The sequence below is a fragment of the Cupriavidus oxalaticus genome, assembly GCF_038900635.1.
Lineage (GTDB): Bacteria > Pseudomonadota > Gammaproteobacteria > Burkholderiales > Burkholderiaceae > Cupriavidus > Cupriavidus oxalaticus_B.
Map to the genome: position 1 here is coordinate 1 of NZ_JAYMRX010000026.1, position 18148 is coordinate 18148.

Sequence of the window (18148 nt, forward strand, 5' to 3'; positions counted from 1 at the left end):
GGCACCAAGGATGAGCCGACCTCGTTGCCGATACCAGATGGCATCTTATGCCGATCCAATCGCAAGTCACCAACCGCAAGCGCGCTTCATCCTTCGGGGTCGGGCGCGCCCGATGCACAACTATTGACGGCCGAAGTCCGGCGACAGCGCAATCATGATTGCCTCGTCTGCCGAATACAGATCGGGAATCACGGCCTTCGTTACCGCGCCCAGCGTCGACGCATAGATCCGTTGCGCCACATTGTCTGTCCGTGTCGTGACCATCACGCCTTTGATCCTTGCACCTCGCTTCTCAAGCTCACCAGCAACTTGCGGCAATGACTGCCTGATAAGCGCGCGCGCAAGGCCCCTGCCTCTGTTCTCGGGAAGCACCGCCATCTGTTCCAGCTCGAGCACAACTTCCTCACGGAAGCCGCTTTTCTCAGTCCACTGGATGTAGCCGACGATCTTCTCGTCTTCAACTGCGACAAAGTAACGGATACGTGGATAGGCGGCAGCGTTGCAGGATATCCAAAGCAGTGATTCCAATTGACGCGGAAATGCGGCTTGATGAATGGCCGCGACATGCTCGATATCGCTGGCGACCAAAGGACGGACAAAAGGGGCTTGGCTCATAAAGCTCGCAGGATGCGCGCAGGACTAGACGGCCTCACAATCCACAATCCTCCGATCGGCGCCTCTTGTGGATCGTCCCTGAGCGAACCAGCCGCGATCACTTCGTCTTGATGCTGACGAAGCCATTCCAGATGCGTCGGCATGAAGGCCTTCCTCACCTCCAGTCTGGATGGATCATCATGGAAGCGAACAGCAAACAACATGGAACCACCTCCCGTAGATAGCAGCCGCTTGATTCCTGCAATGCAAAGCGTACACCGGCAGAATGGATTCCTGTACGCAATAATGATCGTGCCCGACTTCCGACCGAGACCACCATGTGCGCCCCGTTGATCCACTCGGCACGCCTCGCCCTGATCCCCTTCTGCGGCGCCGATGCCGGCGAAATCTGGCCTTGCATCACGCCAACGCTGGCCCGCTACATGGAATGGGATCCCGCCCCATCCCCCGCGGCATTCCGCGACGTCTGGCAAGCATGGCTGCCGGCGATGGATGACGGGTCGGATTACGTCTTTACCATCCGCGGGGCGAGTGACGGCCAATTCCTGGGGCTGGCCGGGCTGCATCACGCCGATACGCCGGCACCGGAGTTCGGGATCTGGATCAGGGAAGACGCCCACGGCCACGGCTACGGAATGGAGGCCGTGCTGGCGGTGAAGGACTGGGCAATGGCCGCGCTGCAGCCGTTGCGGTTCATCTATCCGGTGGCGGAAGAGAATTGGGCAAGCCGGCGGATTGCGGAGGCGATGGGCGGCGTGGTGGTGGACAGCCAGCCTGCGCCAAAGTATGTGCGGCTGATTTACGAAGTGCCCGCGCGGTGACGCGGGGAAACAGCCGGATGCCGCGGAGGTGACGGAGACCGCATCGCGGCAAACGGAAATGGTCCGGCGCGAACCGTCATTCGCGCCGGACATGCCAAAGCATTTAACGCCCCTTCCACTCCGGCGGCCGCCGGCCTACAAACGCCTCCACCCCTTCCCGGAAGTCTTCGCTCCCGTAGCACAAGCGCACGAGGTCATCGGTATCGGCCACCGCCTCCACGGTCTGCCTCCGCAGTGCCTCCTTGATGACCGTTTGCGTAACAGGCGCAAGCGCGGCGAGCCGGTTACATAGCGCAGCGACCTCGCTCTCCAGCGACTCGGCGGCGTGGACGCCCTCCAGGAATCCGCACGCCAAGGCCGCATCGGCATCCAGGATCTGCGCCAGCAGCAGCATGCGACGCACCGGCTGCAAACCCCACGCCGCGCGCAGCTTGGCGAGGTTCAGCGCCGACAGCGTGTTGCCGAGCGTCCTGGCGATCGGCACGCCGAAGCGGGCCTTGGGCGTCGCCACGCGGAAATCGCAGGCAGTCGCGATGGCCAGCCCGCCGCCCACCGCCCAGCCCTCGATGACGGCCACGGTTGGCATCGGCAGCTGTTCGACAAGGCGGATGCCCTCGTCGATGCGCGCTTCGTAGGCCACCCCGTCATCGCCGTTCGAGAACTGCCGGAACTGCGCGATGTCCGTGCCTGCGACAAAGGCCTCGCCGCCCTCGCCGCGCAGCACCACCACGCGCACGCCCGCGCTGCCATCCGCGGCGAGCGCACGGCAATGCGTGGCGAGCTGCTCGTACATCGCCCACGTCATCGCATTGCGCGCGGCCGGGCGGTCGAACGTCAGCGTCGCGACCTGTCCCTGCACCGTGAGCCTGACCTGTCCGTCGCCGCCAGCGCCGACTTCGCGCTGGCTCGCTTCGGATTGACCGCCTCCCGGCGGCAGCGCGGCGCTCATGCGCCGAAGGCGCCGGCCGCGGCCAGCGACTGCTGTTCGTCCTTCGACAACCCCAGCTCGGCCAGGATCTCTTCCGTATGCTGGCCCAGCAGCGGCGGCGGACGACGAACCTGCTGCGGCGTGCCGCCCATCTTCACCGCGAAGCCGATATTGGGCACCTTGCCTTCGATCGGATGGTCGATCTCGATGCGCATCTGGCGGTGCCGGCCGTGCTCGCTGTCGAAGGCCTGCGGATAGGTCAGGATGGGCCCGGCCGGGATGCCGACTTCCAGCAACTGCTCGATCCAGTAATCCGCGGTCTGTTTGGCGAAGCTCTCTTCCAGCGCCGCGATCAGCGGCTGCCGGTTGGCCAGCCGCAGCGGCACGGTGGCGAAGCGCTCATCCGCCAGCAGGTCTTGCCGATCGAGCGTATTGCACAGCAGCTGCCACAGCTTCTGGTTGGTGGCCCCCATGACAAAGTAGCCGTCTGCGGCCTTCATCGCCTGGTAAGGCGCGCTCATGCGGTTGGCCGTGCCCAGCGGCTCGGGCTCGCGGCCCGTGCCCCAGTACTCGCAGGTGTCCCACACAGAGAATGCCAGCGCCGAGTCGAACAGCGACGCATCGACATACTGCCCCTTCCCCGTCTCCTTGGCGCCGATATAAGCCGCCAGCATGCCGTAGGTCGCGAACAGCGCGCAGCCGATATCGGCCACCGGCACGCCCGCCTTCACCGGCGCGCCGCCCGGGTAGCCGGTGACGCTCATCACGCCCGACATCGCCTGCGCCATCAGGTCGAAGCCCGGCCGCGTGGCCCACGGCCCGCTCTGGCCGAAGCCCGAGATGCTGCAGTAGACCAGCTTCGGGTTGATCTTGCTGAGCGTGTCATAGTCGATGCCCAGGCGCTTCATCACGCCGGGGCGATAGTTCTCCACCAGGATGTCGGCCGATTCCGCCAGGCGATACAGCACCTGCCGGCCGGACTCGGTCTTCAGGTCCAGCGTGACGCTGCGCTTGTTGCGGTTCATGTTGAGGAAGCCCATGCTGTCCGGGCCCTTCATCTTGAATCCCATCGAGCCACGCGTCTGGTCGCCGCCCTCGGGCGGTTCGATCTTGATCACGTCCGCGCCAAGGTCGGCCAGCAGCATGCACGCATACGGACCGGCCATTACCTGGCTGACGTCGAGCACGCGCACGCCGGACAGCGGCAGTTTGGTGGCAGGCGCTTGTGCGCCGGTTTCGGTGAAATCGGTCATGGGTGCTTCCTGGGAAATTCGATAAGTCGGCGTATGTGGGCGCGACGGCTCCGCGCCATCAGCTCTCGGCCTTCACGCCGGCGTCCTTCACGACCTTGGCCCACTTGGTGGACTCGGATGCGATGAAGGCGCCGAACTGCTGGTTCGTGCCGCCCGAGTCCTCGGCGCCAAAGCTCTTGAGCCGCTCGGCCACGTCGGGCATCGCCAGCGCGCGGTTGACGTCCGCGTTCATGCGCTGCACCAGCGCCGGCGGCATGCCCTTGGGCCCCACCAGGCCGTACCACGATGCCGCGTCCAGTCCAGGAAAGCCCGACTCCGCCAGCGTCGGCACATTGGGATGGCTGGCCGCGCGCTTGAGCCGGGTCTGCGCGATCGCGATCACCTTGCCCTGCTGGATAAACGGCGTGGCGGCGGTCATCGTGTCGAACGCATAGTCGATCTGACCGCCGATCAGGTCCGCCACCAGCGGGCCCGAGCCCTTGTACGGGACATGCACCACGTCGATCTTGGCCTGCATCCGGAACAGTTCCAGTGCCAGGTGCTGCGCCGAACCGATGCCTGACGAACCGAAGGAAATCTTGCCCGGGTTCTTGCGGCACAGCGCCACGATGTCCGAAACGGTCCGTACCTTCTGTTCCGGACGGCAGGTCAGCATATTGGGCGTGACGCCCACCATCGAAATCGGTGTGAAGTCAGTGCGCGGGTCGTACTTGACGTCCAGCAGCGCCGGAGCGATCGCATGGCTGTTGACGTGCGCCATCAGCAGTGTGGTGCCATCCGGCGGCTGCTTGGCCACATAGGCAGCGGCGATCGCGCCGGTCGCGCCGGGCTTGTTCTCCACCACCACGCTGGTATTCCACATGACCCCGAGCTTCTGCCCGATCACGCGCGCCAGCACGTCCGTGCCGCCACCGGGGGCAAAACCCACCACGATGCGCACCGGCCCTTGCACGTCAGCGGCGGCGCGCGCCAGCCCGGGCATCGCCAGTCCGGCCGCTGCGGCCAGGATGAATTGTCTGCGCTGCATTGCGTGTCTCCGTAGTACTGATCGTTATGGAGCCATCATCCGCAATGCGCACGCCGCGGGCTATCGCTATTTTCGGGATTCTGGTTTCGCGTTTTGCGCAAGCACTTCCAGCACGCCGAGCGCGGCGGAGGAAAGTGCGCCATGGGGCCGGTGGCAAAGCACGAATTGCCGTTTCGCCCAGGGCTCGGCAACGGGCAATCGCACGAAGCGGCTGCCGGCTGCGACCTCGGCGGCGATCGCCTCCGGCATTACCCCGACACCCAGGTTCTGCGCCACCAGGGCGGCGATGCTGTCGAAGCCGCCGACCCGCATGCGCATATGGAGCACGCGGCCGGCTTCCTCCGCCAGACGCTCCAGGCCGATCGAGATGGCCGAGCTTTCGCCGAGGACGATCAGGTCGCAGTCCAGCACATCCTCCGTCGTGACCTGCTTGCGCCGCGCCAGCGCATGGCCGCGCGCCACCACCAGGACCAGCCGGTCATCGCGATACGGCTCGGTCGGCAGGTCGATCACGCCCAGGCTGCCTTCATAGATGCCGATGTCCACGGTGCCGCGGCGCAGCGACTGCTGGACTTCCTGGCTGTTCATTTCCTGCAGGTCGATGCGGACACCGGGGCAGGTGGTGTTGCAGCGCTGGATGTCGAACGGGAGGAACTGGATGACCGCCGATTTCGGCGCTGCCACCCGCACCACGCCCAGGTCGCCGCCGACGAAAGAGGCGGCATCGTCCTGCATGCGCTGGACGGTATGGGTGATGCCGCGGGCGTGGGCCAGCAGTGCACGGCCGGCTTCGGTCAGAGCCATGCCGTGCGGGAGGCGTTCGAAGACGGAGACGCCGAGCTGGGATTCGAGTTCGAGGATGCGTCTGGACGCCGCTGCGGCCGCCAGATGCAGCCGTTCCGCGCCGCGGGTGATGCTGCCCTGGTCGGCTACGGCGATAAAGAGCTGAATGGTGGTCAGGTCGAAATGCAGGCGCGGCGCGCGGAAGGGTGCGGAGGACGTCACGATGGTCGGCGCTAAGTGGGCGTCGTTTGGGGGGCGAGCTACCGTTCGAGCGCAAGGAACTCTGGTACGAAGTGCCTTGAAATGCTCTACCGCGGGCTGCGCCATTCTCCACCTATGAAGCGGTGTCAGCAAGCGGCATTCTCCCGCGAAGCCGAGCCGGGATATCCGGCATGACCGGCGAATAAACGGCGAACAATCGGCGATTTGGGGTGGCTCCCGCTGCCCAACGTGTTGGCGGAGGAGGGTCTTTTGTACGGTTTTGTATTACGCCCCGCTGACGATACGCACGCCGACAAATCCGGCCGCCGCGTTCTACAGGCGCGATACATCGGTCTCCTTTAATGCTTTCCACGGGCCCACGGCGAACTGCAACGACGCAGCCCTCAACGGACCCATACCCTGTCAAACGTTAGAGGAAATCGATCATGACCACCAACATCGCCAAGCGCTTTGCCGTCGCCATCGCCCTGGTTGCCGCTGCAGCCGGCGCACAGGCCGCCAGCCTGTCACACGCTGGCGCACGCGATCCGTTCACCGATGGTGCCCGCTCCGTCAGCGATGCACGTGACCCGTACAGCGACGGCGCGCGCTCGGTGCACGAATCGCGCAGCCCGTTTGTCGACGGTGCACGCAACGTGGATCCGTTCCTGGACGGCGCCCGCTCGCTGGCCGGCCTGGACCGCGCGGGTGTCTCGGCGGACCCTGCTCGCAGCGTCGATCCGTTTTCCGATGGCGCCCGCTCCCTGGCCGGCCGGGACCGGACGTGGCCCTCGAACGATCCCGCGCGTAATGTCGATCTCTATCTTGATGGCGCTCTGGCGTGATGCCGTGCGCCGATCGGAAGCGCTGCGCGGGCCTGCCTGAACTCCGACGGGTGGCCCGCGCCGCGGCGATCAGCGGTTGATCGACAGGCTATCGGATCGACGCCCCGCGACTCGGCCTGCAGCCGTGGATGCCGTTTCGGACGATCGAAGCAGTGTCTGCATCAAAGTAGATGCCATCGTATCTGTCACCGGTGTAGAAAAGCGTGTAGATCAGCTTGCGCTTGAACTGCCCTCGCAAGCGGACGACGGGGCTCATGCAGTCATTGCGAGAGGCGGTGATTGGATCCACGTACTTAATGAGCGGCTGGTCAGAGCCCTTGTATAGAACAACGACATCCCAGCCAATGAGCCGCATCGGGGTATCGTTCTCGTTATCGAACGTTCTGGCTTGCATCTGGCCATCTTCGCCACCAGCCTTTAGCACCCGGTACTGTACGTAGCAATCCCCGCAGGCATACTGCATGTAGATGACATCAATCGCTACGTTCTCGTCTGACAGGCTAAAGGGATACACAACGACAAGAGAAATGCCGGCCAGCAATACAAGCAAATGAGTGGAGACTGCGCGAAGGATAGGTTTCATTTCGCCAACTCACGCTCGTCCCAGGCCAGGACTCCGGCGCCCACGAGCAGCATCGAAGCCAGCACATAGCCTGCGACCTCGCAGGCAAACGATTTCATCTTTTCGGCCACCTTGCACAAAAAGGTATCTCCTCTTACGGGACTGGCGTCTAGCGAATTGGCTGTGGCCCAGGACAACACGGATGAGGGCAGGCCGTGTTGACGATATAACCAGCAATGCTGTCCGGCATTCGCGATGCAGAACTGATCGCACATAGCCATACTCGCGTCCTTTTCCCTGTTTGCAGCAAGCGGAGATTTCCAGCGCCATTTTTGGATATTCCCGATTGATTCCGTACCGGGCACCTTGTTCCATGACTCCAGTGGCGACTTGCCATGCTCATCGGAGTCGGATATGGCCTCAATCAGACACGCGATTCTCTCAGGACCAACCTACCCAGACCTTTGCGCGCCGTCAGCAATCTCTGCCGTACACATGCGTGCGGAGGTTTCGCCATGGTGACCCGGACCTATCTCATCAGAGGCGATAAGGCCAACAACGGCGCCACTATTTCCGGCGGCAGCGATTCGTACTTCTGGCACAACGTTCCGGTCGCCCGGGAAGGCGATGCCGTGTATTGCCCCGTATGCAAGCGCGCGGGCACGGCGCTGGATGAGTCTGTCAGACCGTCTTGTATCGGAAAGGCTCAACTGATGAAGCCAACGGCAAGCAAAGCCATCAGACTTGTGGATCTGTGCGCTATCGCAATGAGCCTGCTGGGCATCGCGTTTGCAGCAATCGCGGCGTGCACGCGAGTTACGCTGGCACAAGTTACGACCGGCCCTTTAGGTGCATTTGCAGGTATCACGGTCCTGTGCGCGGCAGTGATCGCCTTCGGTGGCTTGCTGCCTTTGTTCTACATACTGGTGCGCCGGCCGGGCGAACGGTTGCGGGCCTTCCTCGCCTACACGGCTGGTGTCGTCTTCTTTTCTGCGTCTTTTCTTGCGACGGATCGATGGGTGACGCGCCAACTTCCTAGTCGGCACAATATCGTCAACGCTGATGTGTTACACGCTGCAGCAACTAGCCATCGATGCGCACAAGGCGCCCGCCAAAGCAGGGTGATCAATGAATGCGACTTCGCGACTAGGCGCTCACGCTGGTAACGGCACGCCGGGCAGAGATTTGGCGATGGCTTCCACCTGATCAGCGTTGGTTTGAAATGTGGGCTCGCGTCCTAGCGCGCGATCGAAGGACTATTGAAGATGCTCACATCATCGCGGGCTACATCGTCTCTTCTGAGTAACGCGGCGGCGGTGTTCTGGCTCTCGTGCGCATCATTGCCTAGTGCGACTGCGTGCAACCCTGTCCGCTCGTTGGATCTCTCTTTTCCCGTTAAGTCGTCTGCATTGGACACCGCTCAGGCACTGCGACTTGGAAGCTGGATAGCCGACTTGAAATCAAGCTTTCCGAACTATGAGGGCTTCTTCATTACCGGACATGTTGACAAGTCGGAGAAGGGAGACAAGCACCTGGCTCATGACAGAGCTGACACGGTCCGTCGATTTCTGGCGGATCGGGGCTTTGGCATAGCCCGCATCCAAATCGACGACCCAGGAACCAGCTACAACAAGCCGATCTCAGGTTTGCCAACACGATCCGCTTCCATCGATTTTCTGCCGGCATGCCCGCATGAATGTTGCGATCGTTCAACGAACACCGCCGAGGGTCGGGGCAGCCCGATGCCGGGCAGGTAGCTAAGGGGAGCCTCTTCTGGCAAAGAGAGACCGAGCAATGATCCTACGATGGTTGTTCCTGATACCTTCGGTATTGTTGCCTGCTTCACTTGTCGGGCTGAGCCTGTTTCACATCGTCGCAGCACCAACGCGAGACGACATGTTCGTCGGATATGCAGGCGTTGTATCCGCCGCCGTGCTCCTGATTGACCTCGTCCTCGCGCTGGTATGGCTCGGCGCATTTGGATACCTGTTCTACGTCAGCCCCGGACAGCGACGGCGATTGCTGATGATTGCGGGAATGATCATTCTGGCGTTCGTCGCCTGCTATGTCCTGGACAGCAAGCTGATTCGGGTACTTCCGGGATAAGGGAACGCCACATCTGAAGCATGGGCGGCAACGTAGGCTCGACGGGATAAGGTATGAAGGTTGCGTCTCCGACAATTGGCAAAGTATTCGTGTGGAGTACATGTGCAGCTACGTTATGCCTCGCATATGCATGGTTCAGCGGCTATGTCATTGACGTCGTGGGACGAACCGCGGTAGCCCCCGTTCCGCTGCACGAAACCGCGCTTGACGTATTGCAGCGGCACGGACCTTTCAAGGGAACCGTTCAGCCGGGCACACGATGCCGACTGGTCAATGCCGAAACAAAAGCTCTAGTTTCCTACCGGATGAAATGCGGCAACCTCGACGGTTGGACAGACGAAGCCGAATCGTTTGATCCACCGCTGGGAATTGGTTTGTTCGGAAGCGCGGGCCTCAAATCATGTGCGCCATTCCACGAACTCGGCCGCGCCGACCCATGTCGATATGTCATGCGGCAACACGACACCGTCGAGCGAAGCCGAGGTCCACGACACTCCTGATACTTGGGTCAGTGCCGGATAGGTTGCGGCCCCGGACAACAAGCATGTGGGCATCTGGGGTTGATCGCAATAGCGGCAGTATTGATGTAGCGGACTACCTGCGACTTCAGATCCGTTCTTGCCAGGTGCGCTGGGTCAACGCTTCTCTCGACAACTCTGGACACCTGGAGATCAGCCACCCCGACGCCGAGATTCTGGAGGGCTTCCATTAGGTGTATCCGCCGGATTTCCGCAAGCCGAGCGGGTACGCCCGCAGCTTTGTTTGCCTGGACCTCAACGTAGAACTCGCCCGCATTTGGAAACCTGAGCCTCAGTTCAGACCGCCAGTCGGCCAATCGCAGCATCTCTTGTGCAGACAAACGAGAAGCACCCGGCTCGAAGATGGGATCCAGCTCCAGGTTACCCAAGCTGCAGCCGAAGGAAGGTATGGGCGTGACAAGCAGGAGTGCCAACAAGGCGAGGATCCTCTTCATTGCTGCCTCCAAATCGGCTTATCCCCGTTCCAGTTCGGGATGTTCACCACGTAGGCGGAAATATTGTCGGCATTGCTCAAGCAGAACATATCGCGGGCAGCCGCCCGCTCCTGCGACCGCGTCATACTGTACCAGTGGTCATCTGTATTCATCGCAGCGGGAAAATGCGACACCTCGTGAATCAACGTACCAGCTTGGAGTTCTTTGCAAGAGGCATGCCGTCAGGTGAAGTTGTTTTGGGATGAAATGACGAATGGCTTAACGGCACAAGAGCAATACACCCGCGCCCCTTCGACGAGTATCTGCTTGCCCATCAGGTCGAAGACAGGATGGCGGTCGTTGAATGCCTTTCCACCCTTCTTGCACACCGGACACGTGGCAACATCTCCTTCCACTGCTACACGAACGCCGTGGTGCCAAATATCGCCAGTACCGATGAGGGTACCTCCGGTACTTGTCCTGTCTCCGTCAACGAGTGCATTTCGGACACCAGCCATGGCTTTCCTCTTTCGTGGTTGGTGCTGAAGTCCTATACGTCGCGCCCTTAGTGCCGTGCCTCGCAGTGCGAATCTCAATCTTCATGGGAGCCGCTTCGCTGGTATTTCCTTCTTGCTTACGCGGACCAACGGTCAATGGCCAGCTGTCCTGACACTGCGCGGTAGCTCAGATCATCCACACGTTTGCACATCTCGCGCCAAGTGGTCTCCTCCAGTAGACAGTAATCAAGGAGAAAGCCGATGGACCTGATCTCGTTAAGCAGGACCAGAACAGGGATCGAATGGCGAAACCCCGGGGAGCCATACAACGCTGGCATATAGGCATTGACGAACGCGCGCCACAAAGACGCTGAATCGTCTCGGCCTTCGGTCTCGAGCCACCATCCAATGGTGGCTAGGTCAAACCATTGCGGCCCGCATCCACAGTCGTCGAAGTCGAACAACGTGACTCGCCTGCCTTCGATCCGCATATTCGCAATTCGGAAATCGCCATGGCAGAAGCCGATGGGCATGCCGGTAGGCGGCCAACCGGCAGCCGCCAAGTGCTTGCAACGGTCCCTGACAGTCGCGGCTGCGCTACCGGCAAAGGCGAACGATTCGGCCAAACGGTTCAGCGTCCGATATGCCTCACCAAGCTCTGCGATATGTCTGCTGGGTGCGAGCTCGCCCAACGCAGACTGCGCATGAAGACGCTTCAGTGCGTTCGCGGCTGCAGCAAGATCATCACAGGTCATCTCCAAAGGACGTCCCACTGCCGCGTCAAACAAAGCTGCATGACGTATAGCACCGTCGGACAAGGCAAGACGAAAGCGCCTTCCTCCCCGTAGCGTTGAATGTGCACTCGATACTTCCAGCAGGTCATCCCGCTCGATTCGCGCTAGCAAACACAGTTCGGCGTCGATCTCGACTTCAACTCGTCCATGGGTTCTGTACAGACGAAGGTAGTAGGTCCGATCGGCAGAATCCGTCAGCGAGAATGTTCGATTCACCCCGCGCACGACTTCATGCACGTCGATCGCCTCTATGCCGTAGACGGTTGCGACGGCCCGCCACACCAGTGCGACGTCGCCAGCCGATTTGGTATCGTGATCAGTGGTCATGGCCTATGCGACTTGTCTCATGAACCGCTCAAGGAAAAGGAAGATTGCCAGCGGAGCCGTCGCCGCGATATCACGCGTATCAGCGACGCGCTTCAACACGCTTTGCACCCCTTCATATCGACCAGACCGAGGTCAGCAAGTGCACATTCTCGTAGCTGGATGCGGAAAGGGGACAGATCTATTTCTGATTTCTGAAATAGATCTGTCCATTTTTTGTTCGATGCGACAACAGCTTACGACGGCGGGAGAGTGCCGACGGGTCGCTCGGCAACAGAGGGAACAACTGCCCTGCATGGCAAGCTGCGGATCAATCAGCTATCGAATTCCCCCTGCCCAGCCCTTCGCAGCATTCCGCTAGCGAAGATAACTCCATCCGCGCAATATCAAAGCGAGCACACTCTGCCTTGAGCCACGAAGAGAAAATGGTCACGCGCCGATCCTCGGGATTACGAGAAAGCAGCATGTAGCGCGCCGGCGCGCGTACATGCTTGCCGAAAACATCCACCAGCCGTCCGCTCCTGAGCTCGTCATAGACCAACGCCGTACGTCCCATCGCCACTCCCTGGTGGTTCAATGCCGCGCTGATCGCAAGGCTCGACAGATTGAATTGCGGCCCCTCCAGATGCGCAATCCATGCCGGGTGAAACGCCTCGAGCCATGTGCGCCATTCCACGAACTCGGCTGCGCCGACCCACGGCGATGCGTCATGCAGCAACACGACGCCGTCGAGCGACACCCCGCCAGACAGCCCAGGATGCTGGGCGAGGTACTCGGGCGTGGCCACCGGAATCAGGTACTCGTCGAGCAATACATCCGCATGCAACTGGCTGTAGCGGACCGGGTCGTAACGCACTGCCACGTCAATGTCTTCCGCCTCCATCGATTGCCTGTCCAGGGCCTGGAACTCGGCTTTCAGGCGCACGGACACATCCGGCTGCTCGCGGTGGAACTCGGTCAGGCGCGGCATCAGCCATTGCAGTGCAAACGACGGCAGGCAATTGACCTGCAACGGCGCGTTGGGCAGGCCGAGTCGCTGGATGGTCTGCTGGATGTCATGCAGTGCGCGCGTCGTCGTCTCAAATAGCGCCTCGCCCTTTGGCGTCAGTTTCAGGTTGCGCGGCTGGCGCACGAAGAGCATGTAGCCGAGACGGTCTTCCAGATGCCGTATCTGCTGGCTCACCGCGCTTTGGGTGAGGCTCAGCGATTCGGCGGCCTTGGTGAAGCTCAGCAGGCGCCCCGCGGCTTCGAAACACCGCAGCGCGCCGAGAACAGAGGAGTCGAGCTGCATTTGGATTAGCCTGGCTAATGCATTCGTTAGAAACGATCGCTATTCTTGCATGAATGCAGGGTCTACGATCACGGCTCTTAAGGCATTCCTTGGAGTAGGACTTTATGGCCACCCTGCCGCTGCCCCCAGAGCTATTAGCAAAACTTCAGGCGAGACAGCCGCTGCTTTGGCTGAATCCGAGGCTGGGGCAACCCCTGCCGGCTTCCGCCCCATCGACGGAACTGATCGAGGCAGCCGAGGCGCGTCTTGCGCGCTGCGCACCGCTCATGGCAACGCTGTTTCCCGAACTGGCGTCAAGCCATGGGCAAGTGGAATCGCAACTGATGCCTGCCACCGCGCTCCAGCACACGCTCATTGGCAACGACGGCGCCGAAGGCGCCTGGTTCATCAAGCGAGACGACGAACTGCCGATTGCCGGCTCCATCAAGGCACGCGGCGGCTTTCATGAAGTGCTGGCGATTGCAGAGTCCATCGCGATCGAGCATGGCATCCTCGACCCGGACGGTGACCGCCGCGTGCTCGCGACGGCGGAAGCGCGCGCGCTGTTCTCGCAATACTCGGTAACGGTTGGCAGCACCGGCAACCTCGGCTTGAGCATCGGCGTCATGGCGGCGGCGCTCGGTTTCGATGCGGTGGTGCATATGTCCGCGGACGCCAAGGCGTGGAAGAAGGACCGCCTGCGCAAGCGCGGCGTGCGCGTCGTGGAACATGAAGGCGACTACGCGGAAGCCGTGGCAGCGGGCCGGGAGCAGGCGTTGGCGGCGCCGCGCTGCCATTTCGTTGATGACGAACGCTCCGCCCTGCTCTTCTTTGGGTACGCTGCCGCCGCCCGTTACTTGTCGCGCCAGCTGGCCGAAGCCGGCCGCGTCGTGGATGCCGCACATCCACTCGTCGTCTATCTCCCCTGCGGTGTCGGCGGCGCGCCCGGCGGCATCACTTACGGGCTCAAGGCTCTGTTCGGCGAACATGTGCACTGCTTCTTTGCCGAGCCCGTGGCCTCGCCTTGCGTGCTGGTGCAGTTGGCCTCAGGTGCGGACGCGCCCGTATCCGTCTACGACATCGGCCTGGATAACCGGACCGATGCCGATGGTCTCGCCGTCGGCCAGGCATCCCATCTGGTCGGCCCGTTGATGGCTTCCCAGCTCGCCGGCGTGTTCACCGTCCCCGACGATCAACTCTACGTTCAGTTGCTGGCGCTCATGACGTCGATGGGCGTGGAAGTCGAGCCTTCAGCGGCGGCCGGCGTCGGCGGTCCGGGCTGGCTGCGGGACTCGCCCGAAGGCCAGGCGTATGTGCGCGATCACGGGCTCGACATGCGCGATGCAACGCATGTGATCTGGGCCACCGGTGGCTCGCTCGTCCCGCGCGAGGAGCTTCGCCGGTTCCAGGCTTACGCGGAGACGCTGGCAGGCCATAAGTCCGGGGCCATGCAACAAGTAGCCTGAACTCTCGTCGTCGCCCCCAAAACAAACAAGGAGACACCTTCATGGAACAGAACGCCACGCTTTCGCCCGAGGTTCAGGGGCGGCCTGACGCTTACGCATTCGCAGACGCCACCTACCGCAAGGTCGCCCTGCGCTTCATCCCGTTCCTGATGCTTTGCTACGTCGTCGCGTATCTCGACCGCGTGAACATCGGCATCGCCAAACTCAACATGCTGTCCGACCTGCAGTTCAGCGAGGCGGCCTATGGACTTGGCGCGGGGCTGTTCTTTATCGGCTACATGCTGTTCGAAGTACCGAGCAATCTCATCATGCATCGTGTCGGCGCGCGACGCTGGATTGCCCGCATCATGATCTCGTGGGGCCTACTTTCGGGGATCATGGCATTTGTCACGACGCCAGGGCAGTTCTACACGGTGCGCTTTCTGCTCGGCGTCGCCGAAGCTGGCTTCTACCCCGGCGTGATCCTCTACCTCACCTACTGGTTCCCGAATCGCCGCCGCGCCAAGGTCACGGCAATTTTTCAGGCGGGCATTCCCATCGCCGGCCTGCTCGGCAGTCCTTTGTCGGGCTGGATCCTGGAGCGCTTTCACCTCGTCGGCGGTCACGCCGGCTGGCAATGGGTGTTTGTGCTCGAAGCCCTGCCGACGCTCCCGCTTGCCATCGGCGTGCTGTGGATCCTGACGGATCGCGTCAAGGACGCCAAATGGCTGACGCCGGCGCAACGGCAGCTGATCGAGAACGATATCGCGCAGGATGACCATGGCCGCGAGCACATGCCGCTGACCGGCATTCTGCGCGACATGCGGATCTGCAAGATCATCCTGATGACGTTTCCGGCGATGATGGCGTTGTACACGCTCGGCTTTTACCTGCCCACGCTGATCAAGGACGCAGGGGCGGTCAGTGGCGTGCAGATCGGCCTGCTCAGCGCGATTCCGTATTGCGTGGCCGTGGTGGCCATGGTGCTGGTGGGGCGGAGCTCGGATCGGCATGGAGAGCGTCGCTGGCACCTTGCCGGCATCATGCTGGTGGGCGCGTTCGGGCTCGTGGCTAGCGTGTTCGCGGGACAGAATCTCGTGCTCGCCGTGATCTCGCTGTCGATCGCGGCAGCGGGGATCATCAGCTTCTCGCCGATCATGTGGACGTTGCCGACGGCATTCCTCGGCGGGGCGACGGCTGCGGCGTGCATCGGCGCGATCAACAGCCTGGCGAACCTTGGCGGCTTTGTCAGCCCGTACCTGATTGGCTGGATCCGCGACACGTACCACAGCACCGCCCCGGCCGTTTTCATCATCGCCGGCGCACTTGTCGCCGGCGCCCTGGTCGCCCTAAGCTTTGATCCAAAGAAGGTCAATCGCTGATCGTGCGCAAAACAAGACTGCAGGAGGCATTCCCGTGACTTCAGACCAATCGCCCGTCCGCCTGGCCGTTGCCGGACTCATCCACGAGACCAATACGTACGCCGCCGAATTCGCGGGCATGACGCCGCTGCGCGCGTTCGAGCAGTATCGGGGCGACGAGATCCTGGCGGCGTTCGACAAATCGAATCATCAGGTGGGCGGATTTATCGAAGGCGCACGCAAGACCGGCGCCACGCTCGCTCCCACCTACGTCGGGCAGGCGACGCCATCGGGCACCATCGAAGCCGGCGCGTATGCCGCCATGAAGCAGGAAATCCTCGATGGCATTCGCGCCGCGCTGCCGGTTGACGGCGTGCTGCTGGCCCTGCATGGCGCCGGTGTCGCCGACGGCACCGAGGACATCGAAGGCGATCTGGCGCTTGCCGTTCGCGCGCTGGTCGGGCCAGGTGTCCCGATTGCCGCGGTCTACGACTTGCACGGCAATATGACGGACGCGATGCGGGATGCTTGCAACCTGACGTTGCCGTGCAAGCTGTATCCGCATACCGACTTCCATGAACGGGGCGTCGAAGCCGTCGAGCTGCTGCTTGAGATGATTCGGGGAAGGCTCACACCGGTCACCGCAATGCGACGCCTGCCGATGCTGCCGTACATCGTGACGACACAGGACGGGTTCATCCCGGCGGAAGTCAATGACGTTTGCCGGAAGCTGGCCGCACAGCCCGGCGTGATTGACTGTTCGTGGTTCCACGGCTTCCCCTACGCGGATATCGCGGCACCCTGCCCGGTGGTCGTGTGTACCACGACCGGAGACGCCGCGCTCGCGCAGCGTTGCGCCGACGAAGTCGCGCAGTGGATCTGGTCGCATCGTGAGGAATTCCGTCCGTCGTTTCCGTCGCCGGCACAGGGCGTCGCCCTGGCCCTGTCGGCGCCAGACAGCCCGGTCGTTGTCAACGAGTACGCTGACAACCCGGGGGGCGGCACACCCGGCGACGGCACGCATTTGCTTCGCGCGTTACTGGAGGCCAATCCGCCCGCCGGTACGTGCTGCTTCGCGTCGATCAACGATGCTGCCGTGGTTGCACAGGCTCAGCACGCGGGTGTCGGCGCTACGATCAGGGTTTCGCTGGGTGGCAAGCAAGGTCGGTTCCAGGGCGCGCCGATCGAGGCCGATGCTTATGTGAAATGCATAACGGACGGTCGTTTCGTCAATCGGCCTGGTTCGATGTTTGAAGGGGTTCGCTTCGATCTGGGTGTGATGTGTCGGCTGATCATCAATGGCGTTGATGTCATCGTGGCTTCGCGGGCGGAGCAGATTTTTGATGTCGAGCCGTTTGTGCTGCATGGGCTGGATGTCACTGGGTACAAGATCGTTGCGATCAAGGGGGCCAACCACTTCCGGGCAGGATATCGGACGGTGGCCAAGCAGATCATTTCTGTCGACAGTGAAGGTTTGAGTACGGCCGCGATTGCGTCGTTTCCGCGTGAAAGGCTCGTCGGGGAGTTTTGGCCTTTGTCGGACGAGGTGCGGTTTGATGGCGGTGCCGCTGTCGCATGACGCGGGAACCAACGGCTGGCAAGGAAAGGGGACAGAGCTATTTCCAATCTTGATCTTGAAATAGATCTGTCCCCTTTCGTTCTTACTACCGCGTCGCCGGTCAATCCGAAGGTGGTAAGCGGCCGTGGCCAACCAAGACAGGACAACTCAGATTCGTCTCATTTTCCGACTCACACGTGCCGCTTACGCTTGCCCATGGTGCTGAACACACCGCCTCGCAACGGCCTCACCGCTGCCCGTCAGCTTGCGGTTAGCTTCATCTTCCGTAGCCTTCCTAAGGCCGGGTAGCGCGCATCGATACAAGACCCGAAAGGGGAAACATGCGGGCCGTTTGCGAGCGGTGTTCACGTACCTGGCCGCCCTCTGAACAGGGCGAACCTAACAATCTTCGCAAGGATTGTAATGACGAAACGAAACTCCCCGGTGCCCATTCGCACTGTCAAGATTGGCCGCACTCACTTTCCCGTTATCCCGGGCAGCAGCAATGGCTTTACCGGCCTACGAGCAATTCCTTGGATACGACTACGGGGTATTTGGCTGGAAAAGGCTGGATTCAGTATCGGGCAGTCGTTGAAGGTCAAAGTGTTTAAAAAGCGGGTCGTGATTTGGGTGGCATAGCGGCAAGGACCCTAGCTGGTACGCGTTGGCGATCTCCCGGGGACAGAGGCCTATCCGTACCTCCCAACCCAATCATGCGTCGGGAGGGCGGCACCGGCCACAATGCGACACTAAACATAAGCGCACTTGAGACGTTCGTTCGTAGGATCCATCACGCTAAGAGCCGT

General features: G+C 61.8%; 19 protein-coding genes and 1 pseudogene. 8 read left to right on the forward strand and 12 right to left on the reverse strand.

Going from position 1 to position 18148, the window contains the following annotated elements; translation table 11 throughout:
* Positions 1–120: 120 nt before the first annotated feature.
* Together VSR71_RS29030 and VSR71_RS35365 are read right to left on the reverse strand one after the other, a co-directional pair.
* Positions 121–615 (reverse strand): GNAT family N-acetyltransferase, encoded by a 495-nt coding sequence (locus VSR71_RS29030; protein ID WP_342917109.1) that lies wholly within the window; start codon positions 613–615, stop codon positions 121–123.
* Positions 612–818, reverse strand: coding sequence for a YciI family protein (locus tag VSR71_RS35365; RefSeq protein WP_428979472.1), 207 nt, complete (start codon positions 816–818; stop codon positions 612–614). Before VSR71_RS35365 ends, VSR71_RS29030 begins: the two co-directional genes overlap by 4 nt.
* A gap of 114 nt (positions 819–932) precedes the next feature.
* Here VSR71_RS35365 and VSR71_RS29035 point away from each other — a divergent pair, with 114 nt between their 5' ends.
* Entirely contained in the window at positions 933–1436 is a 504-nt protein-coding gene (locus VSR71_RS29035) for a GNAT family N-acetyltransferase (protein ID WP_342917110.1), read from the forward strand.
* Positions 1437–1539: 103 nt separating this feature from the next.
* Here the strand turns inward: VSR71_RS29035 and VSR71_RS29040 are convergent, their stop codons facing one another.
* From VSR71_RS29040 to VSR71_RS29055, 4 genes are all read right to left on the reverse strand, one after another.
* Entirely contained in the window at positions 1540–2385 is an 846-nt protein-coding gene (locus VSR71_RS29040; protein WP_342917111.1) for an enoyl-CoA hydratase/isomerase family protein, read from the reverse strand.
* Positions 2382–3617 carry a CoA transferase gene (locus VSR71_RS29045; protein WP_342917112.1) on the reverse strand — a complete coding sequence of 412 codons (1236 nt, stop codon included), beginning with the start codon at positions 3615–3617 and terminating at the stop codon, positions 2382–2384. Before VSR71_RS29045 ends, VSR71_RS29040 begins: the two co-directional genes overlap by 4 nt.
* Before the next feature lie 58 nt (positions 3618–3675).
* Complete coding sequence (locus VSR71_RS29050) at positions 3676–4644, reverse strand: tripartite tricarboxylate transporter substrate binding protein (protein WP_342917113.1); 969 nt, start codon at positions 4642–4644, stop codon at positions 3676–3678.
* 66 nt (positions 4645–4710) lie between these two features.
* Positions 4711–5754 (reverse strand): LysR family transcriptional regulator, encoded by a 1044-nt coding sequence (locus tag VSR71_RS29055; protein ID WP_342917114.1) that lies wholly within the window; start codon positions 5752–5754, stop codon positions 4711–4713.
* A gap of 320 nt (positions 5755–6074) precedes the next feature.
* Between VSR71_RS29055 and VSR71_RS29060 the strand changes: the two genes are divergently transcribed.
* Positions 6075–6473: a hydroxyquinol 1,2-dioxygenase gene (locus tag VSR71_RS29060; RefSeq protein WP_342917115.1), complete on the forward strand. Its 399-nt coding sequence runs from the start codon at positions 6075–6077 to the stop codon at positions 6471–6473.
* Positions 6474–6561: 88 nt separating this feature from the next.
* On the opposite strand, the gene VSR71_RS29065 is transcribed toward VSR71_RS29060, so the two are convergent.
* Together VSR71_RS29065 and VSR71_RS29070 are read right to left on the reverse strand one after the other, a co-directional pair.
* Complete coding sequence (locus VSR71_RS29065; protein ID WP_342917116.1) at positions 6562–7056, reverse strand: hypothetical protein; 495 nt, start codon at positions 7054–7056, stop codon at positions 6562–6564.
* A complete protein-coding gene (locus tag VSR71_RS29070; protein WP_342917117.1) occupies positions 7053–7175 on the reverse strand; it encodes a hypothetical protein in 123 nt (40 codons plus the stop codon). The genes VSR71_RS29065 and VSR71_RS29070 overlap by 4 nt, the downstream gene beginning before the upstream one ends.
* A 375-nt stretch (positions 7176–7550) precedes the next feature.
* Between VSR71_RS29070 and VSR71_RS29075 the strand changes: the two genes are divergently transcribed.
* Positions 7551–8201, forward strand: a complete 651-nt coding sequence (locus tag VSR71_RS29075; protein WP_342917118.1) for a PAAR domain-containing protein — start codon at positions 7551–7553, stop codon at positions 8199–8201.
* Positions 8202–8829: 628 nt separating this feature from the next.
* Positions 8830–9141: a hypothetical protein gene (locus tag VSR71_RS29080; RefSeq protein ID WP_342917119.1), complete on the forward strand. Its 312-nt coding sequence runs from the start codon at positions 8830–8832 to the stop codon at positions 9139–9141.
* A 969-nt stretch (positions 9142–10110) separates the two neighbouring features.
* Here VSR71_RS29080 and VSR71_RS35370 read toward each other — a convergent pair.
* The 4 genes and pseudogenes from VSR71_RS35370 to VSR71_RS29090 form a co-directional block, all read right to left on the reverse strand.
* Positions 10111–10305, reverse strand: a pseudogene (locus VSR71_RS35370) (M35 family metallo-endopeptidase); the annotation flags it as partial.
* Positions 10306–10335: 30 nt separating this feature from the next.
* Positions 10336–10611 carry a PAAR domain-containing protein gene (locus VSR71_RS35375; protein WP_428979473.1) on the reverse strand — a complete coding sequence of 92 codons (276 nt, stop codon included), beginning with the start codon at positions 10609–10611 and terminating at the stop codon, positions 10336–10338.
* 116 nt (positions 10612–10727) lie between these two features.
* Positions 10728–11711, reverse strand: a complete 984-nt coding sequence (locus VSR71_RS29085; RefSeq protein ID WP_342917120.1) for a phosphotransferase enzyme family protein — start codon at positions 11709–11711, stop codon at positions 10728–10730.
* Positions 11712–12018: 307 nt separating this feature from the next.
* The gene (locus tag VSR71_RS29090) at positions 12019–13005 is read right to left on the reverse strand and encodes a LysR substrate-binding domain-containing protein (protein WP_342917175.1); all 987 of its coding nucleotides are present in this window, start codon (positions 13003–13005) and stop codon (positions 12019–12021) included.
* A 98-nt stretch (positions 13006–13103) separates the two neighbouring features.
* Between VSR71_RS29090 and VSR71_RS29095 the strand changes: the two genes are divergently transcribed.
* The 4 genes from VSR71_RS29095 to VSR71_RS35380 all read left to right on the forward strand — a co-directional run bounded on the left by VSR71_RS29095 (position 13104) and on the right by VSR71_RS35380 (position 17981).
* On the forward strand, positions 13104–14444 hold the full coding sequence (locus tag VSR71_RS29095; protein WP_342917121.1) for a D-serine ammonia-lyase: 1341 nt from the start codon (positions 13104–13106) through the stop codon (positions 14442–14444).
* Between the two features lie 41 nt (positions 14445–14485).
* The gene (locus tag VSR71_RS29100; protein ID WP_342917122.1) at positions 14486–15805 is read left to right on the forward strand and encodes an MFS transporter; all 1320 of its coding nucleotides are present in this window, start codon (positions 14486–14488) and stop codon (positions 15803–15805) included.
* Positions 15806–15839: 34 nt separating this feature from the next.
* Entirely contained in the window at positions 15840–17363 is a 1524-nt protein-coding gene (locus VSR71_RS29105; RefSeq protein ID WP_342917123.1) for a M81 family metallopeptidase, read from the forward strand.
* A 402-nt stretch (positions 17364–17765) separates the two neighbouring features.
* Positions 17766–17981, forward strand: coding sequence for a SymE family type I addiction module toxin (locus VSR71_RS35380; protein WP_428979474.1), 216 nt, complete (start codon positions 17766–17768; stop codon positions 17979–17981).
* Positions 17982–18148 lie beyond the last annotated feature (167 nt).

Coding starts and splice junctions, on each gene's coding strand:
- VSR71_RS29030 (WP_342917109.1), bottom strand. CDS start 615: ATGAGCCAAGCCCCTTTTGTCCGTCCTTTGGTCGCCAGCGATATCGAG.
- VSR71_RS35365 (WP_428979472.1), bottom strand. CDS start 818: ATGTTGTTTGCTGTTCGCTTCCATGATGATCCATCCAGACTGGAGGTG.
- VSR71_RS29035 (WP_342917110.1), top strand. CDS start 933: ATGTGCGCCCCGTTGATCCACTCGGCACGCCTCGCCCTGATCCCCTTC.
- VSR71_RS29040 (WP_342917111.1), bottom strand. CDS start 2,385: ATGAGCGCCGCGCTGCCGCCGGGAGGCGGTCAATCCGAAGCGAGCCAG.
- VSR71_RS29045 (WP_342917112.1), bottom strand. CDS start 3,617: ATGACCGATTTCACCGAAACCGGCGCACAAGCGCCTGCCACCAAACTG.
- VSR71_RS29050 (WP_342917113.1), bottom strand. CDS start 4,644: ATGCAGCGCAGACAATTCATCCTGGCCGCAGCGGCCGGACTGGCGATG.
- VSR71_RS29055 (WP_342917114.1), bottom strand. CDS start 5,754: ATGGCGCAGCCCGCGGTAGAGCATTTCAAGGCACTTCGTACCAGAGTT.
- VSR71_RS29060 (WP_342917115.1), top strand. CDS start 6,075: ATGACCACCAACATCGCCAAGCGCTTTGCCGTCGCCATCGCCCTGGTT.
- VSR71_RS29065 (WP_342917116.1), bottom strand. CDS start 7,056: ATGAAACCTATCCTTCGCGCAGTCTCCACTCATTTGCTTGTATTGCTG.
- VSR71_RS29075 (WP_342917118.1), top strand. CDS start 7,551: ATGGTGACCCGGACCTATCTCATCAGAGGCGATAAGGCCAACAACGGC.
- VSR71_RS29080 (WP_342917119.1), top strand. CDS start 8,830: ATGATCCTACGATGGTTGTTCCTGATACCTTCGGTATTGTTGCCTGCT.
- VSR71_RS35375 (WP_428979473.1), bottom strand. CDS start 10,611: ATGGCTGGTGTCCGAAATGCACTCGTTGACGGAGACAGGACAAGTACC.
- VSR71_RS29085 (WP_342917120.1), bottom strand. CDS start 11,711: ATGACCACTGATCACGATACCAAATCGGCTGGCGACGTCGCACTGGTG.
- VSR71_RS29095 (WP_342917121.1), top strand. CDS start 13,104: ATGGCCACCCTGCCGCTGCCCCCAGAGCTATTAGCAAAACTTCAGGCG.
- VSR71_RS29100 (WP_342917122.1), top strand. CDS start 14,486: ATGGAACAGAACGCCACGCTTTCGCCCGAGGTTCAGGGGCGGCCTGAC.
- VSR71_RS35380 (WP_428979474.1), top strand. CDS start 17,766: ATGACGAAACGAAACTCCCCGGTGCCCATTCGCACTGTCAAGATTGGC.